Genomic DNA, 17,317 nt, shown 5'->3' with positions numbered 1-17,317 from the left:
TTTTAAGAGGAAGTTGCCGATGTCTGCCGAACCCCAAATACTGTTGCATGCCATTGAGCGTGAGCTGAAAGCCTTGTCCTGGTGGGAAAGTGTGCCGCCGTCCGCCCGGGCCCTGGCCAGCACCGAGCCGTTTTGCCTGGATACCCTGAGTTTCCCCCAGTGGTTGCAGTTTGTGCTGCTGCCACGGATGCAGGCGCTGCTCGATGCCGGTGCTCCCCTGCCGAGCCGGATATCCATCTACCCCATGGCGGTGGAAAGCTTCAAACCGCTGCCGGAAGACACGGCCGGCCTGGAAGAGGCCATCGCCCGGCTGGATGAACGCCTGTCTGGCCAGCCGGTGCAGCGCGAAGCATGAGCGTCGAACTTATCTATGAAGACGAGTCACTGGTGGCGATCAACAAGGACGCCGGTTTGCTGGTACACCGCAGTTGGCTGGACAAGGGCGAAACCCGTTTCGCCATGCAGCTGACCCGGGACGCCGTGGGCTGTCATGTATTTCCGGTACACCGGCTCGACCGCCCGACCTCGGGCGTCCTGCTGTTTGCCAAGAGCGCCGGGGTGGCCCGCACCCTGACCGAGGCTTTTGGCGAACGCCGGGTCGACAAGCACTATCTGGCGGTGGTGCGCGGCTATATGCCGGCGCAGGGCACGCTGGACTATGCCCTGAGTCACCAGCTGGATGACATCGCCGACAAGTTTGCCGATGCGGACAAGCCGGCCCAGCCGGCGGTGACCCACTGGCAGACGCTGGCGCAAATCGAACTGCCTTTTGCGGTGTCGAAAAAACACGATACCAGCCGTTACAGCCTGGTGCGGCTCACCCCGGAAACCGGCCGCAAACACCAGCTGCGACGGCACATGGCTCACCTGTTCCATCCCATTGTCGGTGATACCAGTCACGGTGATGGTCGCCATAATCGCTTCTTTCGTCAGCAATACGGTTGCGAGCGCATGATGCTGCATGCCAACCGACTGACGCTGGCCCATCCGCTCAGCGGTGCCCCCCTGGCGCTGGAGGCCGGTCTGGACAGACACTGGCAAGGATTGCTCGACGACTTTGATTGGCGTATGGCGCTCGATTCATCCGGGCCTCTCGGGTTAAGATCCTCCTTTTCAGCAGGTTAGATGTATTCTGTGACACTTCAGCCCCTACTCGACCGAATCAATCAGGAAGCCCGGGCTCGCTTTGGCCAGGGCGCGGTGGCGGATTATATTCCGGCGCTGGCGCGGGTGCCTGCCGACCGCTTCGGCATGGCCATCTGCACCCTGGAAGGCGAGCTGTACTGCAGCGGCGATGCCGCCGAGTCCTTTTCCATCCAGAGTATTTCCAAGGCGTTTGCCCTGGCCATGGCCCAGCAGCGCTACGGCGATGATCTCTGGCAACGGGTGGGCAAGGAGCCCTCGGGCCATGCCTTCAACTCGCTGGTGCAGCTGGAGTTCGAACGGGGCATGCCGCGCAACCCCTTTATTAATGCGGGGGCGCTGGTGGTGGTGGATGCGCTCAGCTCGCGGCTGTCGGCGCCGGTACACGCCTTGCTCGAGGCCATGCGGCTGCGGGCGGGCAACCCGGCCATCCGCATCGATCATCGCGTGGCCAACTCCGAGTACGAGCACCGGTTTCGCAATGCGGCCATGGCCAACCTGATGAAGAGCTTCGGCAATTTTCATAACGAAGTCGATGAGGTACTGAAGGCCTATTTCAGCTACTGTGCCCTGTCCATGAGTTGTGTGGATCTGGCGCGGGCCTCAGTTTTCTGGCCAACGGCGGCCGTTGTGTGGTGACCGGCGAGCAGTGGCTGTCCCGGTTGCAGACCCAGCAACTGAATGCCCTGCTGTTTACCTCCGGTCTGTACGATGCGGCCGGCGATTTTGCCTACCGGGTGGGAATGCCCGCCAAATCGGGGGTAGGCGGGGGGATAGTGGCGGTGGTGCCGGGGCGCTTCACCGTGTGTGTCTGGTCACCCGAGCTGAATGGTTACGGCAACTCGGTGGCGGGGATCTGGGCGTTGGAAGAATTGTCCCGGTCCCTGGATTTACGACTTTTCTGACAGGAGTAACAATGGCAGCAGTAGAGATTATTATCGGTACCGTATACGGCTCGGCAGTGCTGGTGGCCGAGACGCTGGAGCAGGCCCTGACCGAGGCCGGTCATCAGGTGCGGTTGCATGAGGACGCGGTGCTGGCGGATCTTGACCAGGACCGCTTCTGGTTGTTTGTCACCTCCACTACCGGTCAGGGTGACATACCGCCCAACCTGGTGCCGCTGTTTGAAGAGATGCGAGAGTGCTGTCCTCCCATGCCGCAGCTGCGTTATGCGCTGGTGGCCCTGGGTGACAGCAGTTACGATAATTTCTGCGGTGCCGGCCGCCAGGTCGATGAACTGCTGCAGGAGCTGCAGGCGCAGGCGGTCACCCCGCGGCTGCAGGTGGATGCCACCGAAACCCTGGAGCCGGAAGAGCCGGCGCTGGCCTGGCTGAAAGGCTGGATGGCGCAGATTTAGTAAACCGCCCGCGACCAGAACAAACACGGCGCCGTCAGAAACGGCGCCGTGTTTGTTTGTATGGCGTGGTTTACCGCTTACTGCTTGCGGATACCCTCTGCCTCTATCAGGATCTTGCCCTGCTTGTACAAGCCACCGATGGCCTTCTTGAAGGTGCCTTTGCTGATGCCGAACATGCGAAAGATGGTGTCGGGATCGGTCTTGTCGCTGACCTGCATGAAGCCACCGGCCAGCTCCAGTCGGTCGAGCACCGCCTGGGCGGCGGCGTCCACCTTGGCCGGGCCGGGCTTGAACAGGGTCAGATCTATCTTGCCGTCATCACGGACCTGCTTGATATAGCCCTTGGTGGCCAGACCTACCGGCACCCGGCCCGAAATGTCGGACTTGAACAGCAGACCCCAGAAGCGGTTGTCGACCACCGCCTTGAAGCCGAGCTGGGTGTGCTCGGCAATCAGCAGATCCACTTCCTGTTCGGGGCGGTAGGGCGGCAGCTCCCGGCTGAGGAAGCTGTCCAGTTTGCTGCTGGCCACCATGCGGCCCTCATGATCCAGATACAGATAGACCACGTAGTTGCGACCTTCCTGCATCGGGCGGGACTGGCTGCGCTGGGGGACGAAGATGTCTTTTTTCATGCCCCAGTCGAGGAAGGCACCGAGCCGGTTGGTGGTGACCACTTTCAGTGACGCAAACTGACCCACCCGCGCCTTGGGCTTGTCGGTGGTGATCACCGGTTCCTGATCCGAGTCCAGATAGATAAATACCGCTATCTCATCACCGGGCTGACAACCGGCGGGTAACTGGCGGCGGGGCATGAACGCCTCGCCATATTCACCGGCGTCCAGCCAGCCGCCTTTATCGTCCAGTCGCAGCAGGGGCAGGGTGTTGTTATCGCCAAGCTTGATCATGAGCATTACCGTATTCGTAAAAGAATCGATCTTAGCCTGCCCGGGCGACAAAGACCACTGTTGTTACATGAGCGCTTCGGGCACTTAATATGGAGTTAAGCTTTTAAATTCAATGTATTATAAGGTCTGTGTTGCAAGACAAAGCAAAAAGACTGCTACACTCGGAGGGCTGAGCGGCCGCGTTGGCAGGAGAAACGCAACGCGTGATTCTGGCTGGGCCACAATGCACACTTCCGCACAGCTACTCCCGTCCATGTTCAGGAGCCGAAAATAGCATGAACCAGCCACAAATCACCATTGTCGTTATTCTCGTTGCTACCGTCCTGATGTTTCTCTGGGGGCGGTGGCGTCATGACATGGTAGCGGCCGGGGCCTTGCTGGCCTGTATCCTGACCGGCCTGGTGCCGGCCGACGCCGCCTTCGACGGCCTGAGCCACCCGGCGGTGATCACCGTGGCTTGCGTGCTGGTGTTGAGCAAAGGCTTGCAGAATTCCGGGGCCGTCGATGTGCTGACCCGTCATCTGCTGCCCTCCCAGGCCGGTCCCACCCTGTCCATTGCCGCCCTCACCGGTCTGGGGGCCATTCTGTCGGCCTTCATGAACAACGTCGGTGCCCTGGCGCTGCTGATGCCGGTGGCGATTCAGATGGCCAGACGCCAGCAATTACCACCGGGCAAGGTGCTGATGCCGCTGGCGTTCGGCACCATACTCGGCGGTATGACCACCTTGATTGGTACCCCACCCAACCTGATTGTTGCCGGCTTTCGGCAGGCCAGCGGCGGCAGCGGTTTTGGCATGTTCGATTACACTCCGGTCGGCCTGGCGGTGGCGGCACTGGGAGTGGGCTTTGTCGCCCTGATTGGCTGGCGCATCGTGCCGGGACGCAAGCAATCCGGGGTGGAGGGCTTCGACTCCGGCGCCTATATCACCGAAGCGCGGGTGCCGGCTGGCTGCAAGGCCGAAGGCCTGACCCTGAGAGAAATAGAGCAGGCGCTGGTGGAGGCCGATGCCCAGGTGTTGGGGTTGGTGCGCAATGAAGTGCGGGTGATGCCACCCAGCCCGCGTCGGCGGACCCGGGCCGGTGATATTCTGATGCTGGAAGCCGAAGCAGAAACCCTGTCTCATGCGCTGTCCAGCCTCGGCCTGAAACTGGAAGAAGCCAAGGCAACGAAAGAAGAAGTACAGAAAGAAAAGGCCAGGGCGACGAAAGAAGAAGTACAGCAGGAAAAAACGAAAGAGCCTGTCGAGACCGAGAGTTCGGTCGAGAAGGCCACAGAGGAAGAGGAGAGCTCGGAAGCAAGCAATGTCGATACGTCCGATGAAATCGTGCTGATGGAGCTGGTTATTCTGCCCAGTTCCGAATTGCTGGGACGTACGGCCAGAGGGATACAGTTGCGTACCAGTTACGGTGTCAATCTGCTGGCGGTCTCCCGTCAGGGCCAGCGTTCGATCAAGCGGCTGCGGGCCCTGGCGTTCAGGGCCGGTGACTTGCTGCTGATGCAAGGGGGGCCGGAGGCGATAGCCGAGTTTGCCTCCAGTACCGGATGCGTGCCTCTGGCCGAGCGAGACCTGCGCATTCCCGATAAACGCAAGGCGGTGATGGCCACCGGCATCATGGCAGCCTCGGTCGCCACCGCTGCCTTTGGGTTGCTGCCGGCGGCGGTGTCTTTCGCCGCCGGGGTGCTGGCGTCCATGGTACTGCGTACCGTGCCGCCCCGTTCCGTCTATACCGCCGTCGACTGGCCGGTGGTGGTGTTGCTGGGCGCCTTGATCCCGGTGGCCGATGTGATGGAGTCCAGCGGCACCGCCGAGCTGATCGCCGGCCTGCTGCTGGACGGCGTGGCCCAGGGGCATGCCGTTGTCGCCCTGGTGCTGATTCTGGTGGTGACCATGACGCTGTCGGATTTGATGAATAACGCGGCGACGGCGGCGGTGATGTGCCCCATTGCCATCGGCACCGCCAGCCAGCTGGGTGTGAGCATGGATCCCTTCCTGATGGCGGTGGCCATCGGCGGCTCCTGCGCCTTTCTGACGCCGATAGGGCACCAGAACAATACCCTGATCCTGGGGCCGGGAGGCTTCCGCTTCGGTGACTACTGGCGTCTTGGGCTGCCGCTGGAGCTGCTGGTGGTGCTGGTCAGCATCCCCATGCTGCTATGGGTGTGGCCGCTTTGAGATACGAGTGACAATGAGGAAACGACGATGCAAAACGAACTGGAAAACAAAACCATACTGGAGGTGTTCGACAAGATTCAGCGTTTTGGCGAGCCTCACGAAGATGGGCATATGCTGGAAGGAATAGTGGCGAGCAGTGATTTTGACGGTTACAGCGTGGTGTTATCGGGCAGTGGTGTCACGCTGCAGTTGAATTTTCACCAGAGTTATCGGTTCGACTATGCCAATAACACGCTGAAGGAGCAGTTTATGGCGAAGATCGATTATATTCACCGGCACTTCAACGACGGCGATGCCTGAGCGTTATCCGGTGAACCCGCCTCGTTGAAACAAGTCATGTCCCTTCACGCCTGGCGTAAAAGGACATGCCATCGTTCAGCCTATCAGGCGTGCCTTGACGGTACGGCCCTTGATTTTACCCTGTTGCAGATGCTTCAGCGCCTGCTTGGCTACATCGCGGTGTACCGCCACATAAGACTGCATCTCGGAGATATTAATCTTGCCCACCTGAGCACCGGCAATGCCGGCCTCGCCGGTGAGGGCGCCGAGAATATCGCCGGCGCGGATCTTGCTTTTGCGACCACCGGCGATATTGAGGGTCACCATTTCCGGCTGCAGCGGCGCCATGTTGCCGTTCAGCTCGGCCAGGGATCCCTGCACGATGGGCGCCTGCTGGTATTCTTCAATCATGTTGACCCGGTAGGCTTCCTGCGGGCTGTACAGGCTCAGCGCCAGGCCCTGCTGGCCGGCACGACCGGTACGGCCGACCCGGTGTACATGTACTTCCGGATCCTGGGTGATGTCGTAATTGATTACCGCCGCCAGTTCCTTGATATCCAGGCCGCGGGCCGCCACATCGGTGGCCACCAGAATATTGGCGCTGCCGTTGGCGAAGCGTACCAGCACCTGATCCCGCTCCCGCTGTTCCAGATCACCGTTCAGTGCCAGGGCGGCAAAGCCGAGGGTGGTCAGGTGATCGGCCACTTCCTGACAGGCGCGTTTGGTATTGCAGAATACCACCGCCGAGCGCGGCGCATAGTGGGCCAGCAGGGTGGCCAGCGCCTGTTTGCGCTGAGCGGGTACGACTTCGAACAGCAATTGCACTATGGTGTCGGCACGAAACTCATCGGCGACCGATACCCGCTCCGGCTGTTGCTGCAGGCCGCGGCTCAGGTCGGCGATGCCTTCGGGATAGGTGGCCGAGAACAGCAGCGTCTGGCGCTGTTTGGGGGCAAAGGCGACCACACGCTGAATGTCGTCGGTAAAGCCCATGTCCAGCATGCGATCCGCTTCGTCCAGCACCAGGGTGTTCAGATCGTCCAGCACCAGGCTGCCCTGTTCCAGATGCTTGAGCATGCGGCCCGGGGTGCCGACCACGATGTGGGCACCGAATTCGAGCGAGGCGGTTTGTGCCGCCGTGGGGGAGCCACCACAGAGCACCACCAGCTTGACGTTGGCCATGGCCCGGGCCAGACGACGCAGCTCGCGGGCGACCTGATCGGCCAGTTCGCGGGTGGGGCACAGCACCATGGTCTGTACGCCCAACCGGTTGACGTCGAGCCGGGCCAGCAGAGCCAGGCCAAAGGCCACGGTTTTGCCACTGCCGGTGCTGGCCTGGGCGATGACGTCCTTGCCTGTCAGCATTAACGGCAGGCTCTGGGCCTGAATGGGGGTCATCCGGGTGTATTCCAGGCTGGTCAGGTTGGCGATCAGGGACGGGTCCAGGGACAGGGTGGAAAATTCGGTGTTGGTCACGGAGAAGCTCTTGATATCAGATAAATAGGGTCGCTCACAGGCGGGGCCGCATCATAGCAGAAAAGCGGCGTGGGTGGCGTTTTTTTGGCCCGATGCAGGAGCAACAAAAAACGGCGCTGTACCAGACAGCGCCGTTTTAACTGGTGAAGCCTGGCCTCGCGCTTGTTCGGCGGTGCGAGACTGGCTGATACGAATTTAGTTGTGTTTGTGCAGCTCGGCGTTCAGCTCGATGGCAGACTTGTTGGTTTTCACCTCGATGCGGCCATTCTGGGAGTTGCGACGGAACAGCAGGTCGGATTTACCGGCCAGCTCGGCGGCTTTAATCGTCTGCACTTCCTGGTTCTGATCATCCAGCACGGTCACTTTCGCGCCGGCGGTGATGTAAAGGCCCGACTCGATGGTGCAGCGATCGCCTAGCGGGATACCGAGGCCGGCGTTTGCGCCCAGCAGGCTGCCTTCGCCAACCGAGATGACGATGTTACCGCCGCCGGACAGGGTACCCATGGTGGAACAACCGCCACCCAGGTCGGAACCGTTACCGACCACCACACCGGCAGAGATGCGGCCTTCAACCATGCTGACGCCCAGGGTACCGGCGTTGAAGTTGATGAAACCTTCGTGCATGACGGTGGTGCCTTCGCCCACATGAGCGCCCAGACGGATGCGGGATGCATCACCGATACGCACGCCGGCCGGTACCACGTAGTCGGTCATTTTCGGGAATTTGTCGACAGAGTTGACGCTGATGGTACGACCCTGTGCTCGGGCGGCCAGCTGGCGTTTGGCCAGTTCGTCTACCGCGATGGCCCCTTCAGAGGTCCAGGCCACGTTGGGCAGCAGGCCGAACATACCGGACAGATCCAGGCCGTGCGGCTTGACCAGACGGTGAGACAGCAGCGCCAGTTTCAGGTAAACCTCGGCAGTGCTTGCCGGTGCCGCATCGGTTTCCAGAATGGTCACCACCAATGGCTGGCTGGTGCCGGCCAGAGTGTCGGCGATCTCGGCCTGATCTGCGGCGCCCACGGACAGAAAGGCCGCCTGCAGATCGTTCAGCTGTGCCGTGCCGATTTCGATTGCCGCGTTGCCGCCTTCGTAACCGATCTTGGCAGCAACTGCGTTAATCAGTGCGTCATCCGCGTTCAGCAGCGGCAGGTTGTAGTAAACCTCCAGCCATTCATTTTTGGCGGACTTGGTGCCCACACCCAGACCGAAAGCAAAGTTTGCCATCGTGGTAACTCCGTTAATTTGGTTTGAATTGGTAATCGGCTGGTGCGCAGGGCGGCCAGCCGGGTGTCAATCAGTTGCAGGACGAGCCTGACGGTTTGTTGAATCGTTCAGCGAGAATGGTATCGCGAGGCTCAAAGGCGGTCTGAATAATGGTTTGCCGTGCAGACATCCAACACGCCTTTCCTGTTTATTGATTCAAATCTGACGCATCTTTTATCATATTTTGCCGTCCTGGTTGAGCTCCTCGACCACTTTTTCTCGCAACAAGGCCTGTTCCTGCTCGTTAAGTGGCCGGTTTTCGCTGTTGGTCAGGCTGAAGAAATCTTCTACCCGCTCACCGATGGTGGTGATCTTGGCGGCATGCAGGTTCAGTCCCAGTCGGCTGAATATGGCCCCGATACGGGCCAGCAGACCGGGGGTGTCGAGTGCCACCAGCTCCATCAGGGAGCGTTTGGTCGGTCGCAGCGGCTGCAGAAAATTCACTTGGGTATTCACGGTAAACTCCCGATGCCGGCGCGAAGGAGGGCGGATGCGCACCATGGGCGGAGCCGGGATTAGCAGCACTTCGCTCAGGCTCTGGCACAGATCGCCGAGTCGATCGCCACTGACCGGCTGACCATCGGGTTCGAGTACGATGAAGGTGTCCAGGGCATAACCGTCTCTGGAGGTCATGATCTGGGCATCGTGAATGGTGAGATTCTTCTGATCCAGTGCCGCCGCTACCCGGCCGAACAGGTTGGGGGAGTCGGGGCTGTAGATGAACAGCTCACTGCCCCCCCGGCCTGGTTGCTGGCTGATTTGTACCAAGGGCCGTCGGTCGTCGTCGTGGACCAGAATATGACGGCTGTGCCAGGCGATTTGCTCCGGGGTATGACGCAGAAAATAATCGGCGGTAAAGCGTACCCACAGCGGTTTTATCCGTTCGAAGGGGGTATCCAGCTGTTCCAGGATCTGGCGGGCCTGGCGCTGGTTCTCGCGGATGCGCAGGCGCAGATCCGGCGGATTTTCCAGGCCCCGGCGCAGCGCTTTCTGGGTGGCGAAGTAGAGCTCGCGCAGCAGGCTGCCTTTCCAGTCGTTCCACAGGTGATCGTTGGTGGCACAGATATCGGCCACGGTCAGACAGTAGAGGAAGTCCAGACGCAGCTCGTCCCGGACCTGGGTGGCGAATTCGCTGATCACATCCGGGTCATAAATGTCACGGCGCTGGGCGGTGACCGACATCAGCAGGTGCTGGCGCACCAGCCAGGACACCAGACGGGCGTCTGACTTGTCGAGATCGTGCTGCAGGCAGAATGCCAGCGCGTCTTCCGCCCCGAGTTCGGAGTGATCGCCACCCCGGCCCTTGGCGATGTCGTGAAACAGCGCGGCGAGGTAGAGCAGCTCGGGCTTGCGCAACCGGCTGCAGATGTCAAAGCACAGCGGGTGGCTGCGTTTGGCGTCTGGCTTGCGGAACAGATAAATGTTTTTCAGCAGTCGGTGGGTATGCTCGTCGACCGGATAGGCATGAAACATGTCGAACTGCATCTGGCCGACGATCTTGCTCCACTGGGGAAAATAGGCGGCGAGAATACCGTAGCGATGCATCAGGGTCAGCGCCAGGTCACACCCTCCCGGATGGCGCATCAGCATCATGAACAACCGGCGGCAATCGGCTCGCTCGCACAGAAAGCCGGTCAGCCGGCGGCGGGCATCCCGCAGCTGGCGCAGGGTGGTAGAGTAGATGCCGGTGATCTGGGGATGAGCGGCAATCTGGTAAAACAGTCGGAGTATCGCGGCGGGCTCTTCCCGGAACAGCTCTGGCCTGATGACATCGATCAGTCGTCCGCGCAGGCGGAACTCGGGCGTGAGCATCTTCACGTCCATGGCGATATGGCCGAGTATGGCTTCATCGAACAGCTGCAGCAGCATTTCGTTGAGCTCGGCTACCCGGCGTATCGTCTGATAGAAGTGCTTCATCATCTGTTCTATCGGCCCGTTGCCCTCGCCGGCAAAGCCCAGCGCGGTGGCCACTGCCCGTTGGCGGTCGAACAACAGCCGGTTGTCGGGGCGGTGGATCGACATGTGCAGGGCGAAGCGCAGCTTCCACAGGAAGTTCTGACAGTCGAGCAGCTCGCGGTATTCGGCCTTGCTGAGAAAGCCGTGGCTGACCATTTCACTCAGGGTGGCGGCACCAAAATGGCGACGGGCGACCCAGCTGATGGTCTGGATATCGCGCAGGCCGCCGGGGCTGCTCTTGATGTCCGGCTCCAGTTTGTAGCTGGTGTCCTGAAACTGCCGGTGCCGGTTCTCCTGTTCTTCACGCTTGGCTTCGAAGAAGGCCTGACTGGGCCAGAATTTATCCGGCTGCGTCGCCTGGTTCAGCTCGGCAAAGGTATCGTAGCAACCGGTGATCAACCGGGCTTCGATCAGGTTGGTGGCAACGGTGATGTCTTTTTTGCCTTCCTCGATGCACTCTGCCACCGAACGCACGCTGTGGCCGACTTCCAGGCGCAGATCCCACAACAGGGTGACGAAGCTGCCGATGCGCTCATCCAGAGCCGGATCCGGGGCACCATTGCTCAGGATCAGCAAATCGATATCCGAATAGGGGTGCAGCTCGCCCCGGCCGTAGCCGCCCACGGCCACCAGCGCCAGTTGCGAGGCTTTATCCAGTTCGTGCCGTTGCCACAGTCCGGTCAGCAGCTGGTCCATGTGCTGAGAGCGGGTCACCACCAGCTCCATGATATCGTCGCCGGCGTTGAAGCGCTGCTCCAGCCAGTCTTGCAGGCGAGCCAGTATTTCCTTGCATTTGGGCAAGGTCAGATCGGCGGGATCGAGCAGGGCCGGGGCAAGCAGGCTGGCATCCATAGAGAAAAAAATCCTTGTGTACGGTAAAGGCCTACGTTAACAAAGTCGGCTCGAGTGGGGAAGCAGATCCATCGGTGGAGGAGGGGCGATCAATCCCGTTTCACTGCTATCATGGCGGTGGTCAATCTGTTTGGAGTTCACCATGACGCCAGCCCCTGCCGAGTTGCCAAGCTGGATTCGCCGTATGGTCGGGTCGGGGTATTTGCTGCCGGTGCTGTTCTGCGCCGCCTTGCTGGAGGCAATCATCATTCCCATTCCCCTTGAGCTGATGCTGATCCCGTTGTTGCTGCTGGAGCCTCGACGGCGCTGGCTGCTGGCCTCGGTCGCACTGGCCGGATGCTTGTGCGGCGCCCTGCTGGGTTACTGGTTTGGCAACTGGCTGTTCGACAGCCTGGGACAATGGCTGCTTGAGGTTCTGGATGCGACCGATGCCTATGATCGTTTTGTACAGACCCTGGCGAATGAGGGCTTTATGGCGATAGTGGTGGTCGGTGTGACGCCGGTGCCGTTTCAGGTTGCGATGCTGGCGGCTGGCGCCGCCGACTACCCGCTGACCAGCTTTATGCTGGCGGCGACACTGGCACGGGGAATTCGCTATTTCGGTCTGGCGGTGCTGGTGCAGTTGTTCGGCGAGCAGGCGATGACGCTGTTTCGCCGTCATGCCCGGCCATTGGGGTTGACCCTGCTGGCAATGGCATTGCTCGGTTATGGTCTGAACTGGTGGTTGACTGGGTAAGGTGGGTGGCGTGGCCGCAGATACAATAAAGGCGCCGAAGCGCCTTGTTTTCTAGATACTGTGTATCCGTGCTTGTTTATTATGAGTCGCAGGGAACTATGCTTACCGCATGGTTACCCTTGGGTCCTGCCTGAATCTTATACTGTACCAACTGGCCCGCTTTCAGGGTTCTGTATCCGTCCATTTGAATGGTGGAGAAATGTGCGAACACATCATCGCCGCCTTCTTGCGGGCAGATAAAGCCAAATCCCTTAGCATTATTAAACCACTTCACCGTACCGGTCGTCATGCATCTGCATCCTTTTGCTCAAACATCCAAAACAACATTGAGTAATTGGCAGCAGCCAATTTCAACGACAGGCGGTTACCTGCCGGATGCGGTGACCCTGAATGCAAGGCGCCATGCAGCACTTAATTCAATGGTCACCTATCGCTCACTCTAGTCAATCATCGGGGCGAGTCAAGCGTTTGTTTGTTATCGCATTACGCCATGGTAAAGACGGTTGACAGCGGCAGCGTAAGCGGTAGTGTGAAGGAAAGACTCGATAACGTGTTCCTGATATCCTGATGACACTGGCCGGCCTCAGGCCCTTGCCTGGAACGGCTGCAGGCAGCGGCACCAAATCCGGAGTCGACTTCTGTAGCGCGATTTGGAACAGTGATTTAGAGTAAATGTATGAGCAGGAGAACACAGCAGTCCGATGGTGATCAGTTAAAAGAGGTGGAAGAAACTGCGCTGCAGCCCCCTCCTATGTACAAGGTCATCCTGAACAATGACGATTACACCCCCATGGATTTTGTGGTGGAGGTGCTGCAAAAATTCTTTGTAATGGATATGGACAAGGCCACGCAGGTGATGATGGCGGTTCATTATCAGGGGAAAGGAGTCTGCGGTCTGTTTACCGCAGACATCGCAGAAACCAAGGTAGCGCAAGTGAACAAGTTTGCCCGTATGCATGAACATCCGTTGTTGTGCACCATGGAGCAGGAATAAGTAAACACCCGCCGCAACGGGACACCGCAGTTTTTTAGGGGAGGTGCCTATGTTGAACAAAGACCTTGAGAGCACACTGAACGACGCTTTCAACGAAGCGCGTCGTGCTCGCCACGAGTTTATGACGGTGGAGCACCTGCTACTCGCGCTGTTGGATAACCCATCTGCCCAGGAGGCCCTGGTGGCCTGTGGCGCAGAACTTGAGCAGCTGCGCCGCGAAATTCATACCTTTATCGAACAGACCACACCCTTGATACCGGTGGGGGACGACGAAGTCGAAACGCAACCCACTCTCGGTTTTCAGCGCGTGCTGCAACGAGCGGTGTTTCATGTGCAGTCTTCCGGCAATGCCGAGGTGACCGGCGCCAACGTGCTGGTGGCCATTTTCAGCGAGCAGGAATCCCAGGCGGCGTATCTGCTGAAGAAGATCCAGATCAGCCGGCTGGATGTGGTCAACTTCCTGTCCCATGGCGTACGCAAGGACGGCGTGCAGGAAGAGGCTCCGCCCGCGCAGCAGGAAGAAAATACCGATGAGGCGGCCAGCAACCAGACCGAAGGCTTTGTGATCAACCTGAACCAGTGGGTAAAGGAAGGCCGTATCGATCCGCTGATCGGTCGGGATCATGAAGTCAATCGTGCTATCCAGGTCTTGTGTCGCCGGCGGAAGAACAACCCGCTGCTGGTGGGGGAGGCTGGTGTGGGTAAAACGGCCATTGCCGAAGGACTGGCCTATCGCATCGTGCACAAGGATGTACCGGAAATCATTGCCGACAGCACCATCTACTCGCTGGATATGGGCTCTTTGCTGGCCGGCACCAAGTACCGGGGCGATTTCGAGAAGCGCTTCAAGGCGTTGCTCAAGCAGTTCGAGAAGCAGAAAGGCGCCATCCTGTTTATCGATGAAATTCATACCATCATCGGTGCCGGCGCGGCTTCGGGTGGTCAGCTCGATGCGGCCAACCTGCTGAAACCCATGTTGTCCAGCGGTCAGATCCGCTGTGTGGGCTCGACCACTTATCAGGAATACAGCCAGATTTTCGAAAAAGACCGGGCCCTGGCGCGGCGTTTCCAGAAAATCGATATCCTGGAGCCATCGGTGGATGACACCACCAAGATACTGCTGGGGCTGAAGAGCCGTTACGAGTCACATCATGATGTGCGCTATACCAGCAAGGCGATTCGGGCGGCGGCCGAGCTGTCTGCCAAATACATCAACGACCGTCATCTGCCCGACAAGGCGATAGACGTCATCGACGAGGCGGGCGCGCAAATCCGCATGATGCCGCCCTCCAAGCGCAAGAAGACCATCGGTGTCGGCGATATCGAGGCCATCGTGGCCAAGATTGCCCGTATTCCGGAAAAATCCGTATCCAGCTCCGACAAGGAGGCACTGAAGAATCTGGAGCCCAAACTCAAGATGGTGGTGTTCGGCCAGGATCAGGCAATAGAAGTGCTGACCGACTCCATTCGGCTCAGTCGCTCCGGCCTCGGCAACGAGAAGCGGCCCATCGGCTCCTTCCTGTTTGCCGGCCCGACCGGGGTGGGCAAGACCGAGGTGACCCAACAGCTGGCGCGGATCCTCGGCATCGAGCTGGTTCGCTTCGATATGTCCGAGTACATGGAGTCCCATACCGTGTCCCGGCTGATCGGGGCGCCTCCCGGCTATGTGGGCTTCGATCAGGGCGGGTTGCTCACCGATGCGGTGATCAAGCACCCTCATGCGGTGGTGTTGCTCGACGAGATTGAAAAAGCCCATCAGGACGTGTTCAACCTGCTGCTGCAGGTGATGGACAACGGTACCCTGACCGACAACAACGGCCGCAAGGCGGACTTCCGCAACGTGATACTGGTGATGACGACCAACGCCGGGGTACAGGAAACGATACGCAAGTCTATCGGCTTCCAGCAGCAGGATCACAGTCATGACGCCATGACCGAAATCAATCGTACCTTTGCCCCCGAGTTCCGTAACCGGCTCGACCATATCATCTGGTTCAATCACCTGGATATGGAAGTGATTCACCGGGTGGTAGACAAGTTTATCGTCGAGCTGCAGGCACAGCTGGATGCCAAGGGTGTGTCGATGGAGGTCAGTGAGCAGGCGCGGCACTGGTTGGCAGAGCAAGGCTACGACAAGTCGATGGGCGCGCGTCCCATGGGGCGGGTCATTCAGGAGCAACTGAAAAAGCCGCTGGCCAACGAATTGCTGTTCGGCGAACTGGTTGGTGGCGGCTCGGTTAAAGTCACTCTGGAGGACGACAAACTGCATTTTGACTATCAGTCGGAAGCCTCACTGGCCCACTGAGTCATGGCCTTCGGGCAAAGCACCAAAATGCCCGGCACCATCATGGTGCCGGGCATTTTTTATCCAAGAGGTGGATGCCTGACGGAATAGGGGCGAGAACATCGCCCGAAGGCGCAGCTATCGGTAGCAGGCGCCGCCTTGTGGGATCAGGGAGTGACTGGCGAACGGATCAGCGTGCGCGGAAGACGATGCGTCCCTTTGACAGATCGTAGGGAGTCAGCTGGACAGTGACCTTGTCACCGGTCAGGATACGGATGTAGTTTTTGCGCATCTTGCCGGAGATATGAGCGGTGACCACGTGGCCATTTTCCAGCTCAACGCGAAACATGGTGTTCGGCAAGGTGTCCAAAATGGTCCCCTGCATTTCAATACTGTCTTCTTTAGCCATTGAGTCCTCTTGTTAACGCAGGCAATAAAAACGGCAGGGATCATGCCGGATTTCGCCTTGGGTGTAAAGTTTCCGCTCAGTCTTTCATCGTTTGCCAGTGTCCGGCCACGAGTCGCTGATGAGGGTGGAAGTGTTGTTTATAATTCATTTTCTTGCAATCATCCACCTGATAGCCCAGATATAACCAGCTCTTGTTTAATTTTGCTGCCAGTTGCAGTTGGCTCAGGATGGCAAAAGTCCCCAGAGAGCGGTGCTCCAGAGCGGGCTCGTAAAAGGTATACATGGCGCTGAGTGCATGGTTGAGCAAGTCGGTGACGGCCACGGCCACCAGTTGTTGCTCCAGCCAGAACTCCATAAACACCGGCGGCAACCAGTCACAGAGCAGAAAACCGTCGTATTGCTGGCGGCTGGCGGGGTACATGGCGCCGTCCTGGTGCCGTTCGTTGATATAACGCTGATACAGCTGGAAGTACTCGGGCTTTTGCTGCTCGCTCAGGCTGACACGGAGATCCCGGTTCAGCCGTTTGATGCGTTTCTGGCTGCGGCTGGGTGTGAACTGGGCGGCGTCGATACGCAGCGACTCACAGGCGTGGCACAACTGGCAATGAGGGCGATAGATGTCGGCCCCGCTGCGGCGAAAGCCGGCGCTGAGCAATTGCTCGTACCTTCGAGGCACAACAATTCCTTGTCGAGCAACACCAGCAGCTGCTCCTGCCGCTCGGGCAGGTAACTGCACTGGTGTCTGGGCGTCAGCCCCACCTTGAGATTTACTTCCCTCATAATGTCAGCTCATCCGGTTGCCAGCACCTGGGTGCCAGAGGCTGCTGTTGCAGTTCCTTGAGTTTATGCAGAAAACGGGCCCGGGGCCAGGTCGTGACCCCCAGAGTCATCAGGTGCGGGTTGGGCAACTGGCAGTCAATCAGCTCTCCCCCCTGGCGCTGCAGGTGGCGACACAGACCGAGCATGGCAAGCTTGGAGCCGTTGTCGACCCGGTGAAACATCGACTCGCCACAAAACAGTCTGCCAAGACCGATGCCATAGAGCCCGGCCACCAGCTGTTCATCCTGCCAGACTTCGACCGAGTGGGCGTGTCCGAGCCGGTGCAGCCGAACATAGGCCTGCTCGATACCGGCCGTGATCCAGGTGCCCGCTTCCTGGGTCTCCCGCAGCTGGCGGCAGGCGCGGATAACCTGATCGAAGGCGGTGTTGATGGTCAGCCGGTACTGCCCGCGGCGAGCAAGCCTGGCCAGACTGCGGCTGACGTGCAGCTTATCGGGCTCCAGTACCGCCCGGGGATCCGGCGACCACCACAACAGGGGCTGGCTTTGATCAAACCAGGGGAAGATACCCATGCGATAGGCCAGCAACAGCCGTTCCGGGCTCAGATCGCCTCCCACGGCAAGCAACCCGTTGGGTTCGAGCAAGGCCTCTGAGGGGTCAGGAAACCAGAGCGGGTCATCGAGTAAGGTCAGCATACTGGCTCCTG

15 protein-coding genes and 2 pseudogenes are annotated in these 17,317 nt (G+C 59.5%); 9 read left to right on the top strand and 8 right to left on the bottom strand.

The annotated features are described in order from the left end of the window. Positions 1 to 19: 19 nt before the first annotated feature. From BFR47_RS11850 to BFR47_RS11835, 4 genes and pseudogenes are all read left to right on the top strand, one after another. A complete protein-coding gene (locus tag BFR47_RS11850; protein ID WP_071473260.1) occupies positions 20 to 355 on the top strand; it encodes a YqcC family protein in 336 nt (111 codons plus the stop codon). After that, positions 352 to 1,125 carry a tRNA pseudouridine(65) synthase TruC gene (gene truC, locus BFR47_RS11845; protein ID WP_071473259.1) on the top strand — a complete coding sequence of 258 codons (774 nt, stop codon included), beginning with the start codon at positions 352 to 354 and terminating at the stop codon, positions 1,123 to 1,125. Before BFR47_RS11850 ends, truC begins: the two co-directional genes overlap by 4 nt. Then, a pseudogene (gene glsB / locus BFR47_RS11840) lies at positions 1,126 to 2,048 on the top strand (glutaminase B). 11 nt (positions 2,049 to 2,059) lie between these two features. After that, on the top strand, positions 2,060 to 2,500 hold the full coding sequence (locus tag BFR47_RS11835) for a flavodoxin (RefSeq protein WP_071473258.1): 441 nt from the start codon (positions 2,060 to 2,062) through the stop codon (positions 2,498 to 2,500). A gap of 77 nt (positions 2,501 to 2,577) precedes the next feature. Here BFR47_RS11835 and BFR47_RS11830 read toward each other — a convergent pair whose 3' ends face one another. Next, entirely contained in the window at positions 2,578 to 3,405 is an 828-nt protein-coding gene (locus BFR47_RS11830; RefSeq protein ID WP_071473257.1) for a CvfB family protein, read from the bottom strand. Positions 3,406 to 3,680: 275 nt separating this feature from the next. Between BFR47_RS11830 and BFR47_RS11825 the strand changes: the two genes are divergently transcribed. Together BFR47_RS11825 and BFR47_RS11820 are read left to right on the top strand one after the other, a co-directional pair. Continuing rightward, entirely contained in the window at positions 3,681 to 5,579 is a 1,899-nt protein-coding gene (locus tag BFR47_RS11825) for an SLC13 family permease (RefSeq protein WP_071473256.1), read from the top strand. A 27-nt stretch (positions 5,580 to 5,606) separates the two neighbouring features. Beyond that, complete coding sequence (locus BFR47_RS11820) at positions 5,607 to 5,879, top strand: DUF3081 domain-containing protein (protein ID WP_071473255.1); 273 nt, start codon at positions 5,607 to 5,609, stop codon at positions 5,877 to 5,879. 75 nt (positions 5,880 to 5,954) lie between these two features. Here the strand turns inward: BFR47_RS11820 and dbpA are convergent, their stop codons facing one another. The 3 genes from dbpA to glnD form a co-directional block, all read right to left on the bottom strand. Then, a complete protein-coding gene (gene dbpA / locus BFR47_RS11815; RefSeq protein WP_071473254.1) occupies positions 5,955 to 7,334 on the bottom strand; it encodes an ATP-dependent RNA helicase DbpA in 1,380 nt (459 codons plus the stop codon). A 195-nt stretch (positions 7,335 to 7,529) separates the two neighbouring features. After that, positions 7,530 to 8,561: a 2,3,4,5-tetrahydropyridine-2,6-dicarboxylate N-succinyltransferase gene (dapD, locus tag BFR47_RS11810; RefSeq protein ID WP_071473253.1), complete on the bottom strand. Its 1,032-nt coding sequence runs from the start codon at positions 8,559 to 8,561 to the stop codon at positions 7,530 to 7,532. 216 nt (positions 8,562 to 8,777) lie between these two features. Next, positions 8,778 to 11,408 (bottom strand): bifunctional uridylyltransferase/uridylyl-removing protein GlnD, encoded by a 2,631-nt coding sequence (gene glnD, locus BFR47_RS11805; RefSeq protein ID WP_071473252.1) that lies wholly within the window; start codon positions 11,406 to 11,408, stop codon positions 8,778 to 8,780. 142 nt (positions 11,409 to 11,550) lie between these two features. On the opposite strand from glnD, the gene BFR47_RS11800 reads away from it, so the two are divergent. Then, positions 11,551 to 12,144, top strand: a complete 594-nt coding sequence (locus tag BFR47_RS11800; RefSeq protein ID WP_071473251.1) for a YqaA family protein — start codon at positions 11,551 to 11,553, stop codon at positions 12,142 to 12,144. 79 nt (positions 12,145 to 12,223) lie between these two features. Here the strand turns inward: BFR47_RS11800 and cspD are convergent, their stop codons facing one another. Continuing rightward, on the bottom strand, positions 12,224 to 12,433 hold the full coding sequence (gene cspD / locus BFR47_RS11795) for a cold shock domain-containing protein CspD (protein ID WP_071473250.1): 210 nt from the start codon (positions 12,431 to 12,433) through the stop codon (positions 12,224 to 12,226). Between the two features lie 387 nt (positions 12,434 to 12,820). Here cspD and clpS point away from each other — a divergent pair, with 387 nt between their 5' ends. Beyond that, positions 12,821 to 13,138: an ATP-dependent Clp protease adapter ClpS gene (clpS, locus tag BFR47_RS11790; protein ID WP_071473249.1), complete on the top strand. Its 318-nt coding sequence runs from the start codon at positions 12,821 to 12,823 to the stop codon at positions 13,136 to 13,138. 49 nt (positions 13,139 to 13,187) lie between these two features. After that, positions 13,188 to 15,443 (top strand): ATP-dependent Clp protease ATP-binding subunit ClpA, encoded by a 2,256-nt coding sequence (clpA, locus tag BFR47_RS11785; protein WP_071473248.1) that lies wholly within the window; start codon positions 13,188 to 13,190, stop codon positions 15,441 to 15,443. 169 nt (positions 15,444 to 15,612) lie between these two features. Here the strand turns inward: clpA and infA are convergent, their stop codons facing one another. The 3 genes and pseudogenes from infA to aat form a co-directional block, all read right to left on the bottom strand. Beyond that, on the bottom strand, positions 15,613 to 15,831 hold the full coding sequence (gene infA, locus BFR47_RS11780) for a translation initiation factor IF-1 (protein ID WP_007419779.1): 219 nt from the start codon (positions 15,829 to 15,831) through the stop codon (positions 15,613 to 15,615). Between the two features lie 76 nt (positions 15,832 to 15,907). Next, positions 15,908 to 16,614 (bottom strand): annotated as a pseudogene (locus BFR47_RS11775) (arginyltransferase). Continuing rightward, the gene (gene aat, locus BFR47_RS11770) at positions 16,608 to 17,306 is read right to left on the bottom strand and encodes a leucyl/phenylalanyl-tRNA--protein transferase (protein ID WP_071473247.1); all 699 of its coding nucleotides are present in this window, start codon (positions 17,304 to 17,306) and stop codon (positions 16,608 to 16,610) included. The pseudogene BFR47_RS11775 and the gene aat overlap by 7 nt, the downstream one beginning before the upstream one ends. Positions 17,307 to 17,317 lie beyond the last annotated feature (11 nt).

The organism is Oceanisphaera psychrotolerans, from assembly GCF_001870485.1.
In the GTDB taxonomy this organism is placed as follows: domain Bacteria; phylum Pseudomonadota; class Gammaproteobacteria; order Enterobacterales; family Aeromonadaceae; genus Oceanimonas; species Oceanimonas psychrotolerans.
This window is presented reverse-complemented; position numbering and strand designations above follow the sequence as displayed.

What these genes read in the sequence shown, in the direction of transcription:
- BFR47_RS11850 (WP_071473260.1), top strand. Translation starts at nt 20, where the DNA reads ATGTCTGCCGAACCCCAAATACTGTTGCATGCCATTGAGCGTGAGCTG.
- truC (WP_071473259.1), top strand. Translation starts at nt 352, where the DNA reads ATGAGCGTCGAACTTATCTATGAAGACGAGTCACTGGTGGCGATCAAC.
- BFR47_RS11835 (WP_071473258.1), top strand. Translation starts at nt 2,060, where the DNA reads ATGGCAGCAGTAGAGATTATTATCGGTACCGTATACGGCTCGGCAGTG.
- BFR47_RS11830 (WP_071473257.1), bottom strand. Translation starts at nt 3,405, where the DNA reads ATGATCAAGCTTGGCGATAACAACACCCTGCCCCTGCTGCGACTGGAC.
- BFR47_RS11825 (WP_071473256.1), top strand. Translation starts at nt 3,681, where the DNA reads ATGAACCAGCCACAAATCACCATTGTCGTTATTCTCGTTGCTACCGTC.
- BFR47_RS11820 (WP_071473255.1), top strand. Translation starts at nt 5,607, where the DNA reads ATGCAAAACGAACTGGAAAACAAAACCATACTGGAGGTGTTCGACAAG.
- dapD (WP_071473253.1), bottom strand. Translation starts at nt 8,561, where the DNA reads ATGGCAAACTTTGCTTTCGGTCTGGGTGTGGGCACCAAGTCCGCCAAA.
- glnD (WP_071473252.1), bottom strand. Translation starts at nt 11,408, where the DNA reads ATGGATGCCAGCCTGCTTGCCCCGGCCCTGCTCGATCCCGCCGATCTG.
- BFR47_RS11800 (WP_071473251.1), top strand. Translation starts at nt 11,551, where the DNA reads ATGACGCCAGCCCCTGCCGAGTTGCCAAGCTGGATTCGCCGTATGGTC.
- cspD (WP_071473250.1), bottom strand. Translation starts at nt 12,433, where the DNA reads ATGACGACCGGTACGGTGAAGTGGTTTAATAATGCTAAGGGATTTGGC.
- clpS (WP_071473249.1), top strand. Translation starts at nt 12,821, where the DNA reads ATGAGCAGGAGAACACAGCAGTCCGATGGTGATCAGTTAAAAGAGGTG.
- clpA (WP_071473248.1), top strand. Translation starts at nt 13,188, where the DNA reads ATGTTGAACAAAGACCTTGAGAGCACACTGAACGACGCTTTCAACGAA.
- infA (WP_007419779.1), bottom strand. Translation starts at nt 15,831, where the DNA reads ATGGCTAAAGAAGACAGTATTGAAATGCAGGGGACCATTTTGGACACC.
- aat (WP_071473247.1), bottom strand. Translation starts at nt 17,306, where the DNA reads ATGCTGACCTTACTCGATGACCCGCTCTGGTTTCCTGACCCCTCAGAG.